The following is a 16474-nucleotide window of genomic DNA, read 5'->3' as shown; positions in this document are numbered from 1 at the left end:
AAATTATTTTGAAGTTGCAATTATCATCAAACTACAAATTTTCAATATCACCAAAATTAAAAAAGTTTCAACCAACCCCAATAGCGGCAATAGAACAACTCCCCCCAAAATTCCACCGAACCAACCACCGACCAAATCGGCACTGTATAATAGTCCGGCAGTCTTTCCAATTGAATCACTCTTTATTTTCTTATCCAAACATATTTTGTTTGCCAACGGAAATTGCGCCCCAACCAGCATTCCCGAAACAAACGATAAAACCAAAAAGACTAAATGCAAAACTCCTGAAACAAACTCGTACTGAATATAAGAATGAAATAGAATGAACACGAAAGGAAAAATAGCAGCAAAAATAACAATTGTCGCCTCAAGTTTTACAAATGTTACAATATCATTTGTATTGCGATTCAGATTTTTATTCATTATCATAGCTCCAACAGCACTACCTGCCATAAACGCTGTAACAAGCAAGCCAATCCAATAATAGACATAACCATACAGAGTTTGGAAACTAAAAATCAAAGCGAGATCGAAAATCATACCAGCGAATCCTGAAGTTAGTATTACAATCGGGATACTTGCTGCATTTAACGTTTTGATTTTCAACCTGAGAATCATAAACAACAAGGTTACAACAAGAATGATTACTACAAAAAGACGAAAATCAAGTTTTTCAAAAAGGTCGAACATTTTTTTTAAATACGGTGCAAATTGGATATTCCAATAAGCTAAACTGTAAAATACAGCTAATGGCTTAAAATCTTGGTTTATGTTTTTCGTCCCATCCGCTATCGAATTCGAAAACCAATCAATCCAACGCTCGTGAAGTTTATATTCGATATAATCGGATGTTATTAAACTTAAATTTAGCGTTTGCAGACGTTCAACAATTTGTTCTGTTGGAGTTAATAAAATATTTTCGTCATTCGTAGCTAAATAGATAGTAATAGCATCACCAGGAATTATTTTTGTGCTTAGAAATATTTCAGCAAGAGTGTTATAAATACATTTATTAAGATTCTTCAATTCATTTCCAACATAAACAAGCGAACCGGGCAAGGTGATCATTAATATTCCGTATTCATTTAACTTGGTAGAAACTTCATTGAAAAACTCTTTAGTAAAAAGCCGGTTAACTTGTAGATCGGAAGGCTCCGAAAATCCAACAAATATCATATCATATTTTTTCAAAGTTTGTTTTAGGAATAGCCGTCCGTCTAAAAATTCGATACTGACTTTTGGATGGTTCATTTCGGATTCGGTTAAAGGGGTTGGAAATTTTCGGACAGCTTTCAGTAAAAGTGGATCGATTTCTGCATAATCAATTTTGTTCACCGTTTTATGTTTCAAGATTTCATTAATTATTCCTCCTGCACCTCCGCTGATTATTAAAACATCTTTTGGGTTGTGATGGAACAACATCGGAATGTGAGCAAACTCTTCGGTATGCACAATATCGGGAGTTGGAACTGTGATTATCGGAATTCCATCAGAGAAAAAGGTGAACTGTTCGGCGTTTTGCGTTACGACTACATTCCCGTAAATCGAATTCTGATAATAAGTTACAGTTTGCGGATACCATTGGCTGCGAACAAATTGCAAATGCAAGTCGTTACCAATTCGACTGAAACCAGCAATCAAAAAAAATAACGTAAGAACTACTGATAGCCCAAAGAGAAAAACATTTTGAAAATTTTTTAGCTTTCTTAAAACAGGGAAGATTAGATAAAGACAAACAACACCGTTTATCAATCCAATTATCAAACTTATTTGAACCGAATTGAATTGCGTAACGAGTAAGTAAGTAAAAATAATTCCGCCGATACCAGTTCCGATAGTTTCGTAAATATATACTTTTCCGATTTGTAGTGCCCCATTATTATCGGCGATGGATAATGGCTGCTCTGATTTAAGATAAACCGGAAACAATCTGCATCCGAATGTGAACAAAGCTCCATGAACAATATTAACAGGTAGTATGATAATAAATGAGGTGTAAAATATTTCGAACAGTCCGAATCCCTCGCCGAATTGAAATCCGATTAGATTTTTCCAGATTCTTATCAACCAAATAGTAACAATAAAAAAAATTGAGAATAGAATTGTAAACAATACAAATGCAGTAGTTTTGTTTTTGATTTTTTCAATTTGCTTGCCGATGAAATAGGAACCGAACGCCTCGGTAATCAATCCGTTAGCGAGTATCATCCCTATTGATAATTCGTTGCCTTTGAAAGTCACGAGCAATTCCCGCAGAATTAATATTTGCGCCACTATACCGCTGAAACCCATAACTATTATGGCTATAATCAGCGATATCAAAATTAACTCCAGACTCCCGGAATTTTATGCTGGCAAAACTTACACTTACCTTCTTCGATACCGTTGTTAAGAACTTGAAAATGTTTTCGATGGATTATCCGTTTGTTACAGCCTGGACAAAAAGTAGAATTATTTTCGTGACCGGGAACATTACCAATCGTTATGTAGTGGATGCCAACATCACGCGCAATCTTGTAGGCAGTTTCAAGTTTGCTTATTGGTGTTGCTGCAACGTTTGTAAGTTTATAATTCGGGAAGAAGCGTGAAAAGTGAAGAGGAGTTTCAACTCCGACATTTTCTTTTATCCATTCGCACATGCGCCTGATGTTTTCCGGCTCATCATTAATTGTTGGAATAACAAGGTTCACAATTTCGAGCCACACCCCTTCTTGTTTTATTGTTTTGATTGTTTCTAGTACGGGTTCTAACTTTGCCGAAGAGTTGTCGTATGCTTTTTTGGTAAATCCTTTTAAGTCGATTGTAACTCCATCTGTATATTTCAGCAAAGTTTTTAAAGCATTGGCTTCCATACCGCCGTTTGAATGCCAGAGAATCCGCACACCTTTTGATTTTCCTAAATTAGCGATGTCGTACACATACTCGTAGAAAACGGTTGGTTCGTTGTATGTAAAAGATATCGTAGGAATTTTCTTCTTTATTGCAAGTTCCACAACTTTGTCGGGAGGTAAATCATAAGTCTGTAAATCGCCGGGATTTGCTTGCGACAAATGCCAGTTGTGGCAATGCCGGCAAGTGAAGTTACAACCAGTTGTGCCCAAGCATAAGATTTCTGTTCCGGGAAGAAAATGATGCTGCGGTTCTTTCTCGACAGGATCAATGTGAACAGCCGAAGGTTGTGCATAAACGGCTGAATAGTAGCGACCATCTTTGTTAAGGCGAACACGGCAGAAGCCTTTACCTCCATTTGATACTACACATTTTCGAAAACAAGTTGTGCATTTGATTCGTTTGTTTTCTAATTTATCATAAAACATCGCTTCCTTTAACTTTTCTACAGCAACACTTGATAAATTGGAGTTTTCAGCAGGCATCTCATTTAAAATATTTTCGATGCTGTTTTCTAAAAAAAACTTATCCAATAACCACACTGACGTACATGCGGTTCCTGTTCCAAAACAGAGCCATATAAATTTTCTTCGGTCCATCTGAAACCTTGCACAATTCTATGTTTATTTTAAGAAATTTTAATCACAATTTCAAACAGCAAACACAGTTGAAGATATCAACTTATTGAATGACGATTAGCGATTAATCTCTCCTGAATATGTAGTAGCTTTCAGAATTTTTTATCGAACAGTGAAAGACTGTTAATAAATTTCTGTCGAACCGGACGAGCATACCTATTGAATTTATTAATATCCTCAAATAATTCTTTTGAATCGTTTAGTAAATAGTCGAATATTTCCGATACCTGAATGTAGCTTCTTGTGGCTGGTCGCTGAGTTTTCCTCCACTGATAACCCCTTGAAATAAAATGAATTAGAGCTTGTGTTTCCGCCATAAGTCTATCATGCTGAGTCGGCAACATCTCATAAATTATAAGTCCTAATTTTCTTAATTCTCTTTTGATGTGCCCAAAAATTTTCGATTTGATGCGAACAGGAGACAAAACTATACTGTTTCCTTTCAAACCATTTAAAACAGTATCCGGTCCGAACATAGGATGTGTCCCTAATATCATAGTAGTTTTTGGCAAATACTTTTTCATCCATTCAACAGGTTTTTCCTTTACTGAACTGACATCGCAAACCAATGCACCCTCGTTTATATAAGACGCGATTCGTTGCAGCGTTGATTCCATTTGGCGAATCGGAACCGCTAATACAACCACGAGCTGAGATGCGGCTTCCTTTAAACTAACTCGGGTTAAATTTTTAGGTAACGGAACTTTTTTAATATCGTATGTTACGACATTAAAGTATTCAGACAAATACTCTGCAGTTAATTTGCCAAACCTGCCTAAACCAATTATTCCTATTGTCATGCTTTTCTCTGAATTATTCGTGATTGTTTTAAAATTAATTGAAAAACCTTTTTTACAAATTTATTATCTAACTTTTTTTTACGAGCGATTGACGATGTCCTCTCAAGTATCAGCTGTTCTCGCTCCGGATTTGTAATCGTAAGATTATTTTGTTTTTTAATTTTTCCAATTTCTTCAGCTAAGTGCTGACGTACGGCGATTAAGTTTACAAGTTGACTATCTATACGATCGATAAGTTTTCGCATAGATTTCAGTTGGTTGATAGCTGTTGTTTTCTTCTTATCCGGCTTCATTGTTTGCACCATCATTTAAACTTATTCTTAACTTAATAACGAAATTACGAACTTCCTCAAGCATAATATTATTTTGCCCATCGCCGTAATTATTTTTAATAATTTCAATTAAAGAGCTTCCCACAATAACACCGTCGGCGTATCTCGAAATATTTCTTACATCTGCACCCGATGATATTCCGAAACCAACAAGTATGGGATTATTCTTTACAAATTGTTTGCATCTCAATAAATATTCGACAGCTTCTGCCGTTACATTATTTCTAATCCCTGTAGTTCCTGTAGTCGAAACACAATAAAGAAATCCTGAAGTTGCGTTATCCAACTCAACTAATCTTATGTCGGATGTTGTAGGTGCTGCTAAAAATATATGTGATATGTTTTTTGCAGACGCCGATCTACGAAAATTATCAGCTTCTTCTAAAGGCAAATCTGCTACAACTAATCCATCCACCCCCGCATTGGCAGCAGCGTCGAGAAATTTTTCAACTCCATAACAGTAAATCGGATTGTAATAACCCATAAGAACAATCGGAATATTACTGAATAAACGGATATCGCGAACAATTTCACAAATTTTGGTTATCGTAACTCCATTATTTAAAGCGACTTGAGAGGCAATTTGAATTACCGGACCATCGGCTATCGGGTCGGAAAAGGGAATTCCCAATTCGATGATATCGGCTCCAGCTTTTTCAAGTTCGAAAACTATTTGTGGCGTTAAGTCTATAGTTGGATATCCCGCCGTAACGAACATTGCTAACGCTTTTCTTTTATTTTTAATGAGTTCAGACATTTTCTGAGGGAGTCGATTCATCGAGTCCTCCGGTCTTCAAAATATTTTAATATCGTATCCATATCTTTATCACCTCTGCCCGACAAATTCAAAATTACGATCACATCTTTCGATGTATCAGGCAGCAGTGTTTTTAAATAAGCCAGAGCGTGCGCCGATTCGAGAGCCGGGATGATACCTTCGGTTTGAGTCAGTTCGATTGCAGCTTCAAGTGCTTCATTATCTGTTACTGAAACATATTGAACTCTCCCCATATCTTTTAAAAAGCTGTGTTCGGGACCTACACCGGGATAATCGAGTCCGGCGGAGACGGAATGAGCAGGAAGTATCTGTCCATTTTCATCCTGTAAGAGGTAACTTAAATTGCCGTGGAGAACTCCGGGTTTACCCAATGTTAAAGTTGCCGCGTGTTGATTGGTTGTAATACCCAACCCACCCGCTTCCACTCCAATCATTTTCACTCCGTCATCCAAAAAATTATGGAACAAACCGATTGAGTTGCTGCCGCCGCCGACACTTGCAAGCAAATAATCAGGAAGACGGTTTTCGATTTCAAGAATTTGAGATTTCGCTTCGCTGCCAATTACAGTTTGAAAATCTCGCACAAGCATCGGATACGGATGCGGACCGATTACTGAACCGATAATATAATGTGTGCTGCGAATATTTGTAACCCAATCGCGGATTGCTTCGTTTGCTGCATCCTTCAAAGTTTTTGAACCGGATTCCACCGAGCGAACTTCAGCACCTAACAATTTCATCCGCCCCACATTGGTTTTCTGACGAACAATATCTTCGGCGCCCATATACACAATACATTCTAAACCCAATTTTGCCGCAACTGTCGCTGTAGCTACTCCGTGCTGACCTGCGCCTGTTTCAGCAATGATCCGGTTTTTTCCTAATTGTTTTGCGAGTAAGATTTGCCCGATTGCGTTATTTATTTTATGTGCCCCCGTATGACACAAATCTTCACGTTTCAAATATACTTTTGCACCTTGATATTTTTCAGTCAGGCGTTCTGCAAAATAAAGGGGAGTAGGTCTGCCTGCAAAATGCTTTAATAATTGATAAAACTTTTTTTGAAATGCCGGATCATTTTTTAATTCAAGATATTTGGTTTCCAATTCTTCGAGTGCGTAAATCAAAGTCTCGGGCACAAATTTGCCGCCAAATTCACCAAAGTATCCGCGGTTGTCTGGGTAATTATATTCTGTATTCGTCATAACTAATTTTTTGTTAATGATAGTGACCGGTCCATTACTTCGGCAATTTGTTTTAGTTTATTTATTAACACTTTGAATTTTTCAGGTTTGAGCGATTGATAACCGTCGGACAGTGCAGCCTCCGGATTTTTATGAACTTCAATTATCAAGCCGTCGGCGCCTGCTGCAATACTCGCCATCGACATCGAAGAAACTCCGTCCCACAAACCGATACCGTGGCTCGGATCGACTATGATTGGAAGGTGCGAAAGATGTTTTACAACCGGGACTGCATTTAAGTCGAGTGTAAAACGTGTTGCTGTTTCAAACGTTCTGATTCCTCTTTCACACAAAATCACATTATAATTTCCTTGATTAACAATATATTCGGCTGCCATCAGAAATTCTTCGATGGTTGAAGAAATCCCCCGCTTCAAAAGAACCGGATGTTTTAGACGGCCAACAGCTTCTAACAAAGAAAAATTTTGCATATTGCGCGCACCAATTTGAAGAACATCGGCTACCTCGGCTACATAAGGAAGCGTTGCAACATCTTTTACTTCCGTTACTATTTTCATTCCTGTTTTCCGGCGGACTTCACTCAAGAAAGTTAATGCTTCTTCTTTTAATCCTTGAAACGCATAAGGTGAAGTTCGTGGTTTGTAGGCGCCGCCGCGTAAAAACTTTATACCAACCGACGACAGCATTTCAGCCATTTCTAAAATCTGTTCACGGCTTTCAACCGAGCAAGGTCCCGCAATTATTGATAATTCTTTCCCGCCAATAATTTCATCGCCCAAACGGATTTCAGTATTATCAGGTTTTACTTCTCGGCTTACAAGTTTGTATGGTTTGGAAACCGAAATTGCATCAATAACTCCCGGCATTACCATAAAAAGATTTTTGTCGAGTTTTCCCTTGTTACCGGTGATACCTATTGCAACACGTTCAGCCCCCGGAATTTCGTGAGCCGAATATCCGAGCGATGCAATCTTTGTTTTTACTGCATCTATTTCAAATTTTGATGCATCAATTTTCATTACTACTAACATAATTCGATACTCCTGACTGCATTTATAAAAGTTTTTATTTTAAACAAATTTTTTTTACCGGGCGAAGTTTCAACTCCGCTATTAATATCTACTCCGTATGGTCGAACAGCATTGATTGCCGCTTGAATGTTATCAGGTTTCAACCCGCCTGAAAGTATAATTCGATATTTACTGGCAGCAAGTTTTGCTAAATTCCAATCACTTAAAACACCAGTTCCACCATACTCTCCGTTGAAATGTGCATCAAACACGAACGCACAAACCGAAAACTGAGTGAATAAATTTAATTGTTCAATTTCGGTTTCGTCTTTCAGGCGAACACCTTTCCAAACACATAATTTATATTGAGAACAATCTTTCGGTTCTTCGTCGCCGTGAAGTTGGGCAATATTGATACCTGTCTGTTCAACAATTGTATTGATGTTCGATGCCGACTCATTCACAAAAACACCGACCTTAAAAATATTGGAAGGAATATTTTTAATAATATCTGCGACGATTGAAGGTGATACGCAGCGTTTACTTTTTTTGTAAAAAATAAATCCAATCGCATCTGCACCCGATTCGATGGATGCTACAGCATCCTTTAAATTTGTGATACCACATATTTTTACGAGACACTTCATATTGATGAAATAAATTCTGATAGTGCTGAGCCGGGATTTTCGGAAGTCATAAAATACTCACCAATGAGCGCCCCCTTGGCGCCATCGTTTTGTAATTTTATTAAGTCATCTACATTTTTAATTCCGCTTTCGCTGACCAATACTGTATCTTCCGGCAATAATTTAGCTATTTTTTGAAAAGTATCGAGGTTGCAACTGAAAGTAATCAGGTCTCGATTATTAATTCCAATAAGTTTCATCAAACTAAAATCGAGTTTATCGACTGATTCGGTTGAGTGAATTTCAACTAAACATTCCAAGCCCAAACTTTTCGAAGCACAAAAGAGTTGGTATAATTGTTCTTTCGAAAGCAAATCTGCGATTAGTAAAACAGCATCAGCGCCAAATGCTTTGGCTTCATAGATTTCATACTCATCTACAATAAAATCTTTTCGTAAAATTGGTATATCCACGACAGAACGGACATCTTTCAGGTCATTTAACGAACCGTTAAAATAATATTCTTCGGTTAAAACTGAAATTGCCGCAGCCCCGTTTTGTTGATACGAAACTGCCATATTTTTAATATCTACTTCTTTTCGAAGAATACCCGCTGAAGGTGACCTCCTTTTTATTTCAGCAATTATCCCGATTCCGTTTTTATATTTTAAAGCTGCCGAAAGAGAAAAAGTATTTCGTTTGAAATATTCCATCGCTTCGAGAGAAGCAATGGGAATAGCTTTCTTTTTTTTCTTTACTTCTTCAATTTTTGTGGAGATAATATTTTCTAAAACATTCATATACTTTTTGTGAACTCGATTAATTGATTTAATTTTTGCCAAGCACGCCCGTTTTCGAGTGAATCAACAGCTTTTTGAAATCCATCGCGCGGCGTTTCGGCTTTTCCACTTATGTAAATCGCATAAGCGGCATTTAGTAAAACTATATCGCGTTTCGGATTTTTTTTATTGTTCAAAACTTCAAGACAGATACTTGCATTCTGTTCCGGCGTTCCACCTGTTAAATCGGATATATCGCAAAGTTCAAGTCCAAAATCTTTCGGGTGAATTTCAAACGATTTTAAGTCTTCGTTTTCAGCAATTTCAAAAATGCATGTCTTTCCGCTCAAGGATATTTCATCTAATCCATCAGAAGAATGTAAGGCGGCAGATTTCTTCGTGCATAACCGCTTCAATATTTCTATTATTTTTTTGGCAACGTCGAGATTGTATGCACCTATCATTTGGTAATTAACTTCTGCGGGATTAGTTAGCGGACCCATAATGTTAAAAAAAGTTTTAACTCCTAATTCGGATCGTAGTTTACTGACCAACTTCATCGCAGGGTGAAAAATTGGAGCGAACATAAAACCAATACCGATTTCGTTAATACATTTTTCGACTTTGAAAGGTTCAATCGAAATATCTACGCCAAGTTCTTTCAATAAATCGGCGCTGCCGCAACTACTCGAAACAGATTTATTTCCGTGCTTGGCAACTGTAACGCCGGCTCCGGCAGCAACAAATGAAGCTACTGTCGAAATATTAAATGTTCCTCGTCCGTCGCCCCCAGTTCCGCACATATCAATTGCATTTTTATCCGCCAAATTTATTTTTACTGATTTTTCACGCATAACTTTCGCAAAAGCTGTTAGCTCCTCAACTGTCTCGCCTTTTATTTTTTCTGCGGCGAGAAAAGCACCGATTTGAGAATCAGTAACAGAACCTGCCATAATGGAATTCATTACGTCGGAGGCATCGTTGAAATCTAAATCATTTCCCTCTAAAATTTTTTTAAGTATTTCTTTCATATTATTTATTTATAAGCAGCCAGTTGTTAATTAATTTATCACCAACTTTTGTTAATATTGATTCGGGATGGAATTGAATTCCTTCGATTGGATATTTATTGTGTCGCACACCCATAATAATACCGTCTTTTGTTTCAGAGGTTATAACCAAGTCTGGCGTGATGGATTCACGTTCGATTACGAGCGAATGATACCGTGTTGCTTCAAATGGATTTTCAATATTTTGGAAGATGGACTTTGCATCGTGATAAATCATCGAAGTTTTGCCGTGCATCAAAACAGGTGCTCGAACAATCTTGCAACCGAAAGCGTATCCTATTGCCTGATGCCCAAGACAAACGCCGAATATCGGAATATCGGCGGCGAATTGTTTGATAACATCAATACAAATTCCTGCATTTTCCGGTCTGCCTGGTCCCGGAGAAATAAGAATATGCGTTGGCATTAATTGTTTGATTTCGTCAAGTGTAATTTTATCGTTGCGAACAACACGGAAATCGTCATTAACTGCCGCTACAAGCTGAACAAGGTTGTAAGTAAAAGAATCGTAGTTATCTATCACGAGTATCATTTTAATCCTTTCGCTAATTTAATTGCTTCAACAATTGCTTCTGATTTGTGAAGTGTTTCTTGATATTCATTTACCGGAATTGAATCAGCGACAATGCCGGCACCGCTTTGAAAATACAGGACGCCATTTTTTGCAAAGATTGTCCGGATAGCAATGCAAGTATCTAAATTTCCGGAAAGGTCGATGTAACCGATGCCGCCAGCATAAATTCCACGCTGAACGTTTTCCAATTCATCGATAATTTCCATTGCCCGGATTTTAGGCGCACCCGAAACTGTTCCTGCCGGAAAAGCTGCTTTCAAAACATCAATCGCTGTTTTATTCTCTTCGATAATACCTGAAACCCGCGAGGCGATGTGCATAACATGAGAGTATCGAACGATCTTCATCAACTCATCAACTTTTACAGTTCCCGGTTTGCAGATTCTGCCTAAATCGTTCCTTCCTAAATCTACGAGCATAATGTGTTCAGCTAATTCTTTTTCATCTTTCAAGAGATCGTTTTCAAGTTGCTTATCTTCTTGTTCGTTGGTGCCACGCTTCCGGGTGCCGGCTATCGGATAAACTTCGGCGTAATCATTTTCTTTTCTGACAAGAATTTCCGGCGATGAACCAATTACTCTACAATCTCCAAAATCCAAATAGTAAAGATACGGCGAAGGGTTCACAACTCTTAATGCACGATAAACATTAAAATCATCACCGCTGTAAGGAATTTCAAAACGTTGAGATAAGACAACCTGAAAAATATCCCCCGCACCAATGTAAGATTTTGCTCTTAAAACATTTGCTTCAAATTCTGTCTGCGTAGTATTGGATTTTAAATCGGATATGTTTGCGGAAAAATTTCCCAATCTGAATTCACTCTGTATTAAATCATTTTTTAACATTGCGATTTCGTTCATAGCTGTATCATATTGTAACTCAAGGGAAAGATTATCATCAATGAATATATTCGATAGAAAAATTATTTGATGTTTGAGATGATCGAAAATCAGGACGGTTGGGAAAAAGCCTAAGATTGTTTCGTCAGCGGTGATATCGTTTGGATTTTTGTTTGGAACCTTCTCGATATTCCTGATAATATCGTAACCGAAATAGCCGACAAACCCGCCTGCAAAACGGGAAGTGTTTGGGGTTCGGCTGATGTTATATTGCGCAATCAAGTTCGTTAAGATATCAAAATAATTATCGTACAATATTCTTTCGTTGTTATGATTTGATATCCGGGTTTCAAAATTTTTATTACGGATTGTAAAAGTCGGGCTGCGTCCAAGAAATGAATAGCGGGCAATCTTTTCATCACCTTCAACGCTTTCGAATAAGAATGACGTTTCCGCATTCCGTCGTAATCGCATATAAGCTGAAACAGGAGTTAACATATCGGCTAACATCGTTTCAGTGATTGTAACAATTTTATGTGTGTGTGCAAGCGATTTAAATTCATCAAATTTCATATTTGTTGCCTTTTAAAAACTAAAAAGCCCATCTTGGTGTTTCAAGACGGGCTTTCTATTGTTTAATAATTTATTAAAATTATTCTGCAATTAATCTATCAACACCATTTACGAAATGATACGCACCACCAATAAGGGTAGTAAAATGCCTGACGGTAATAAGTATAATATATGGTGTTTATTTTTTGCATAGTAAAAATTCTTTTACATTATACAAAAATAATTTGTATGTGTCAAGTTTTCTAAATTAATCCTGTTCCTAATCCGAGTGCAATTACAAAAAGCATAATCGCTACAATAATTTTAACTATGGATAAAGTGATTTTTTTTATCAGTCGATTACCTATAAAGGCGCCTAAAAACGCTGCCAAAGTGGCACAAGCGAGTAAAATCGAGTTATCTGCGATACCTGCGACAGCAAAATGACCCGAATAAACTGAGAGGCGGGTTGCATCAATCAGGCAGGCGATCACGACACCTGTTCCGATGAAGCTTTCTTTTGACATACCGGTTTTTATGAGAAATGCACTCCGAAGGGCACCTTGATGACCTGAAAGTCCGCCGAAGAAGCCACTCAACACACCACCGATTGGCAAATATTTTTTGGGGAAAGATAATTTTTCGAAGTGCGGCAACAGTTCGAACAATGCAAAACATAACATCAAGATTGCGATAATAAGTTTGACCGGCATTATTTGGAAATTATTTCCAAAAAGCGAATAACCAAATAGCGGCTGTAAATCGGACAGCCATTGGAGAAGGAACGCACCTACAAAGGCGGCGAGAATAGCAGGCAATCCAAAACGTATAACTGTAGATATATCGGCTTCCCTCCCGACGAGGGCGAGTTTGAAAATATTATTCGCAAAGTGAACAAGCGCCGTCATACCTACAGCAATATGGATTGGAAAAAATATTGCAAACACAGGCATCAGTAAAGTGCCGAGACCGAATCCGGAGAATAAAGTTAAACCTGAAGTTAAAAATGCAGCTAATGAAATGATAATATATTCCATAATGTTAATTTGAATTAATTTGAATCCACGAATCCTGCCAAACGGGCGGACGGGTAAGTCGTGGTTTAAAAGATAGACCGATTCGAGACCGAAACAAACATTTGTACGGACAAATAATCAGATGTTTTTCATAAAAAAAGTAATGATACCAGATAAATATATTTTATAAATTCTCAAATTCCAAACAACTCATCTTTGAGATACATCCCTGTGTAACTTCTTTTAATTTTTACAATTTCTTCTGGGCTTCCTTGTGCTACTATTTCACCCCCTTCATCACCGCCGCCCGGTCCTAAATCCATTATCCAATCGGCACATTTTATTACATCCATATTATGTTCGATAATAACAACGGTATTTCCTTTTTCAACCAATTTATTCAAGACCGAAAGCAACATCCTGATATCTTCGAAATGAAGTCCCGTTGTCGGTTCGTCCAATATGTAAAGTGTATTACCCGTTCCGATTTTTGAAAGTTCAGTTGATAATTTAACCCGTTGCGCCTCGCCCCCCGAAAGTGTTGTCGCCTGCTGACCAAGCCTGATGTAGCTCATTCCTACATCAAAAAGGGTTTGAAGCTTGCGAACTATTTTGGGGATTTCACTGAAGAAACTAAGAGCTTCCTCAACAGTCATATTTAAAATATCGGCAATCGATTTCCCTTTGTATAAAACTTCGAGAGTTTCTTTACTATACCGCTTTCCTTTGCAAACCTCGCATTGAACATAAACACCGGGTAAGAAATTCATTTCAATTTTACGCACGCCGTCGCCCTCGCACTCTTCACATCTGCCCCCCTTCACGTTGAAGCTAAATCTTCCCGCCTTGTAACCGCGAATTTTTGCTTCAGGCAGTTGCGTAAATAAATCGCGGATGAGCGTGAACAACCCTGTATAAGTTGCAGGATTCGAACGTGGTGTGCGTCCAATCGGATTCTGGTCTATATCAATAACTTTATCAATATTTTGTAAACCTTCGATTTTTTTATACTTAAGAGGGACATCGTTTGAGCGATAAAATTTTCTGGAAAGAATGCGATAGAGCGTTTCGATTATCAAAGTGGATTTACCCGAACCACTAACTCCGGTTACACAAATAAGTTTTCCAAGCGGAATTTTTGCATCGATATTTTTCAAATTGTTTCCACTACATCCACGCAAAGTAATAAACAGTCCGTTTCCTTCTCTGCGGATTTTTGGAATATCGATTTTACGTTCATTGGCAAGATAGTGGGCTGTGTATGATATCGGTTCAATACCGTTTCCTGAAATTATTAGTTCATCATTCCGTAATTTCAGTTGTTTTGGTTTTCCCGATGTTACCAGGTAACCGCCGTGTTCACCGGCGCCCGGTCCTAAATCTACAACGAAGTCGGCACTTTGAATCATTTCTTTATCGTGCTCGACAACAATTATAGTATTTCCCAAATCGCGAAGTTTTTTAAGCGAATTGATCAGTTTTATATTATCGCGTTGATGTAAACCGATACTCGGTTCATCAAGAACGTAGAGCACGCCCACTAACTGTGAACCGATTTGTGTAGCAAGCCGGATGCGCTGCCCCTCGCCGCCTGAAAGTGTGCGTGCCGGTCGATCGAGTGTTAAATAATCTAATCCAACATTTAACAAAAATTCAAGCCGCTTATTTATTTCGCCTGAAATCTGATTGGCAATTATACTTTGCCTTTCCGAAAGTTTTAGATTTTGGAAAAATATTTTTGCATCTTTTATTGAGAGACGAACAACATCCGCGATGTTCACTAACCTGTTCGTTTTTAGGTCGGTGATTTTAACAGCAAGACTTTCTTTGCGGAGTCGCCCGCCATTACAATCGCCGCACGGATTAACCGACATATATGCCTCGACCCATTGGCGGATATGGTTCGATGATGTTTCGTCATAATAATGCTGAAGCGAATGCAAAATTCCGTTATAGCGATGTTTATAAACAACTTTTCTACCACTATTATATGTGTATTCTACTTCGAATTTTTCATCCCCGGCACCGTTGAGTAAAATGTTTATGAACTTTTTAGGAATTTCGTTTATCGGTGTATCGAAATTATACTTATTTTTCTTAGCCACCGAACGTATCTGACTCCATAACCAGGTTTGCCTTGGTTTGCCGAGCGCTGCTATGCCTTCATCGTTTATAGTTTTAGATTCGTCGGGAATAATAAGATTAACGTCCAACTTACGGTTTTCGCCGAGTCCTGAACAGGTGGGGCAATACCCATAAGGAGAATTGAAGGAGAATGAATTCGGCGCCGGGTCTTCGTAGCTGATACCACATAAGCTGCAAGCGAAGTGAATGCTGTAAAGCGAATCACCGTTTTCTGTATTTACAATTACAACACCGGAACCAAAATTTAATGCGGTCTCGATAGAATCGGCAACACGACTTCGTATCTGATTTTGCAAAACAATTCGGTCAATAACAATTTCGATGTTGTGAATTTTGTAGCGATCAGCTTGCATACCCTTGTAAATTTCTTTCCCTTCGCCGTCGATACGAACACGAAGAAAGCCATCGCGGACTATTTCTTCGAACAATTCGCGATAATGTCCTTTCCTTCCCCGCACGACAGGCGCCAGTATTTGAACCCGCGTGTTTTCAGGTAAACTCATCACACTGTCGATGATGGCATCAATATTTTGTTTCTCTACTTTCAACCCGCACTGGCTGCAATGCTGAACGCCGACGCGCGCAAAAAGTAAGCGGAGATAATCGTAAATTTCGGTAACAGTCCCGACAGTCGAACGCGGATTTTGCGAAACCGATTTTTGTTCTATCGAAATTGCGGGGCTTAACCCATCGATGTTATCAACATCGGGACGTTCCATTACACCAAGGAACTGGCGGGCGTAAGCCGATAGACTCTCGATGTACCGGCGCTGACCTTCAGCATATATTGTATCAAAAGCCAAGCTCGATTTACCGGAACCGGATAATCCGGTTATAACGATAAGTTTATCTCGCGGCATCTCCACATCGATATTCTTCAGATTGTGTACGCGTGCACCTTTGACTATGAGTTTATTGTTGTTCAAGATGTTAGTAAAAATTAGGGAGTTTTTATTTTTTAAGATATTAAAAGGTATGGGGAAAAGCAATAATGTAAATTTAGTTGCTTTAATGAAAAATTGCTATTATATTTACGTGCGGTTAATAGCAAAGGATTTTAGAATATTATTTAACATTTGAATTAAGTATTAAAATAATTTAGCCATACGTACAGGAGTAATTATGCATATTGCAATTTCAGTTGTTTACATTATTATTAATTTGGGTCTTCGCGTACTCGAGTGGGTCATTTTATATCTCCTTGAGCATGCAAGTAAG

General features: G+C 38.1%; 14 protein-coding genes. All 14 read right to left on the bottom strand.

Annotated features, from left to right (window positions below; genetic code table 11):
• Nucleotides 1-3: 3 nt before the first annotated feature.
• Complete coding sequence (locus QME58_07210) at nucleotides 4-2322, bottom strand: spermine synthase (GenBank protein ID MDI6803620.1); 2319 nt, start codon at nucleotides 2320-2322, stop codon at nucleotides 4-6.
• 2 nt (nucleotides 2323-2324) lie between these two features.
• Nucleotides 2325-3488: an AmmeMemoRadiSam system radical SAM enzyme gene (amrS, locus tag QME58_07205; GenBank protein ID MDI6803619.1), complete on the bottom strand. Its 1164-nt coding sequence runs from the start codon at nucleotides 3486-3488 to the stop codon at nucleotides 2325-2327.
• 131 nt (nucleotides 3489-3619) lie between these two features.
• Entirely contained in the window at nucleotides 3620-4327 is a 708-nt protein-coding gene (locus QME58_07200) for a prephenate dehydrogenase (GenBank protein ID MDI6803618.1), read from the bottom strand.
• A complete protein-coding gene (locus tag QME58_07195; protein ID MDI6803617.1) occupies nucleotides 4324-4635 on the bottom strand; it encodes a chorismate mutase in 312 nt (103 codons plus the stop codon). Before QME58_07195 ends, QME58_07200 begins: the two co-directional genes overlap by 4 nt.
• The gene (trpA, locus tag QME58_07190) at nucleotides 4607-5437 is read right to left on the bottom strand and encodes a tryptophan synthase subunit alpha (GenBank protein MDI6803616.1); all 831 of its coding nucleotides are present in this window, start codon (nucleotides 5435-5437) and stop codon (nucleotides 4607-4609) included. The genes QME58_07195 and trpA overlap by 29 nt, the downstream gene beginning before the upstream one ends.
• Nucleotides 5434-6642, bottom strand: coding sequence for a tryptophan synthase subunit beta (trpB, locus tag QME58_07185; protein ID MDI6803615.1), 1209 nt, complete (start codon nucleotides 6640-6642; stop codon nucleotides 5434-5436). Before trpB ends, trpA begins: the two co-directional genes overlap by 4 nt.
• Nucleotides 6643-6644: 2 nt before the next feature.
• The gene (gene aroF, locus QME58_07180; protein MDI6803614.1) at nucleotides 6645-7673 is read right to left on the bottom strand and encodes a 3-deoxy-7-phosphoheptulonate synthase; all 1029 of its coding nucleotides are present in this window, start codon (nucleotides 7671-7673) and stop codon (nucleotides 6645-6647) included.
• On the bottom strand, nucleotides 7667-8299 hold the full coding sequence (locus QME58_07175) for a phosphoribosylanthranilate isomerase (protein MDI6803613.1): 633 nt from the start codon (nucleotides 8297-8299) through the stop codon (nucleotides 7667-7669). The genes aroF and QME58_07175 overlap by 7 nt, the downstream gene beginning before the upstream one ends.
• Nucleotides 8296-9078, bottom strand: coding sequence for an indole-3-glycerol phosphate synthase TrpC (trpC, locus tag QME58_07170; GenBank protein ID MDI6803612.1), 783 nt, complete (start codon nucleotides 9076-9078; stop codon nucleotides 8296-8298). Before trpC ends, QME58_07175 begins: the two co-directional genes overlap by 4 nt.
• Complete coding sequence (trpD, locus tag QME58_07165) at nucleotides 9075-10088, bottom strand: anthranilate phosphoribosyltransferase (GenBank protein ID MDI6803611.1); 1014 nt, start codon at nucleotides 10086-10088, stop codon at nucleotides 9075-9077. The genes trpC and trpD overlap by 4 nt, the downstream gene beginning before the upstream one ends.
• 1 nt (nucleotide 10089) lies before the next feature.
• Complete coding sequence (locus tag QME58_07160) at nucleotides 10090-10659, bottom strand: aminodeoxychorismate/anthranilate synthase component II (GenBank protein MDI6803610.1); 570 nt, start codon at nucleotides 10657-10659, stop codon at nucleotides 10090-10092.
• Nucleotides 10656-12116 carry an anthranilate synthase component I gene (trpE, locus tag QME58_07155; GenBank protein MDI6803609.1) on the bottom strand — a complete coding sequence of 487 codons (1461 nt, stop codon included), beginning with the start codon at nucleotides 12114-12116 and terminating at the stop codon, nucleotides 10656-10658. The genes QME58_07160 and trpE overlap by 4 nt, the downstream gene beginning before the upstream one ends.
• Nucleotides 12117-12358: 242 nt before the next feature.
• On the bottom strand, nucleotides 12359-13132 hold the full coding sequence (locus QME58_07150) for a sulfite exporter TauE/SafE family protein (protein ID MDI6803608.1): 774 nt from the start codon (nucleotides 13130-13132) through the stop codon (nucleotides 12359-12361).
• A gap of 173 nt (nucleotides 13133-13305) precedes the next feature.
• Nucleotides 13306-16182 carry an excinuclease ABC subunit UvrA gene (gene uvrA, locus QME58_07145; protein MDI6803607.1) on the bottom strand — a complete coding sequence of 959 codons (2877 nt, stop codon included), beginning with the start codon at nucleotides 16180-16182 and terminating at the stop codon, nucleotides 13306-13308.
• Nucleotides 16183-16474 lie beyond the last annotated feature (292 nt).

It is taken from the genome of Bacteroidota bacterium, assembly GCA_030017895.1.
Lineage (GTDB): Bacteria > Bacteroidota > Ignavibacteria > UBA10030 > BY39 > JASEGV01.
The sequence above is the reverse complement of the archived record's forward strand: the minus strand, read 5'-3'. Positions and strand labels throughout refer to the sequence as shown.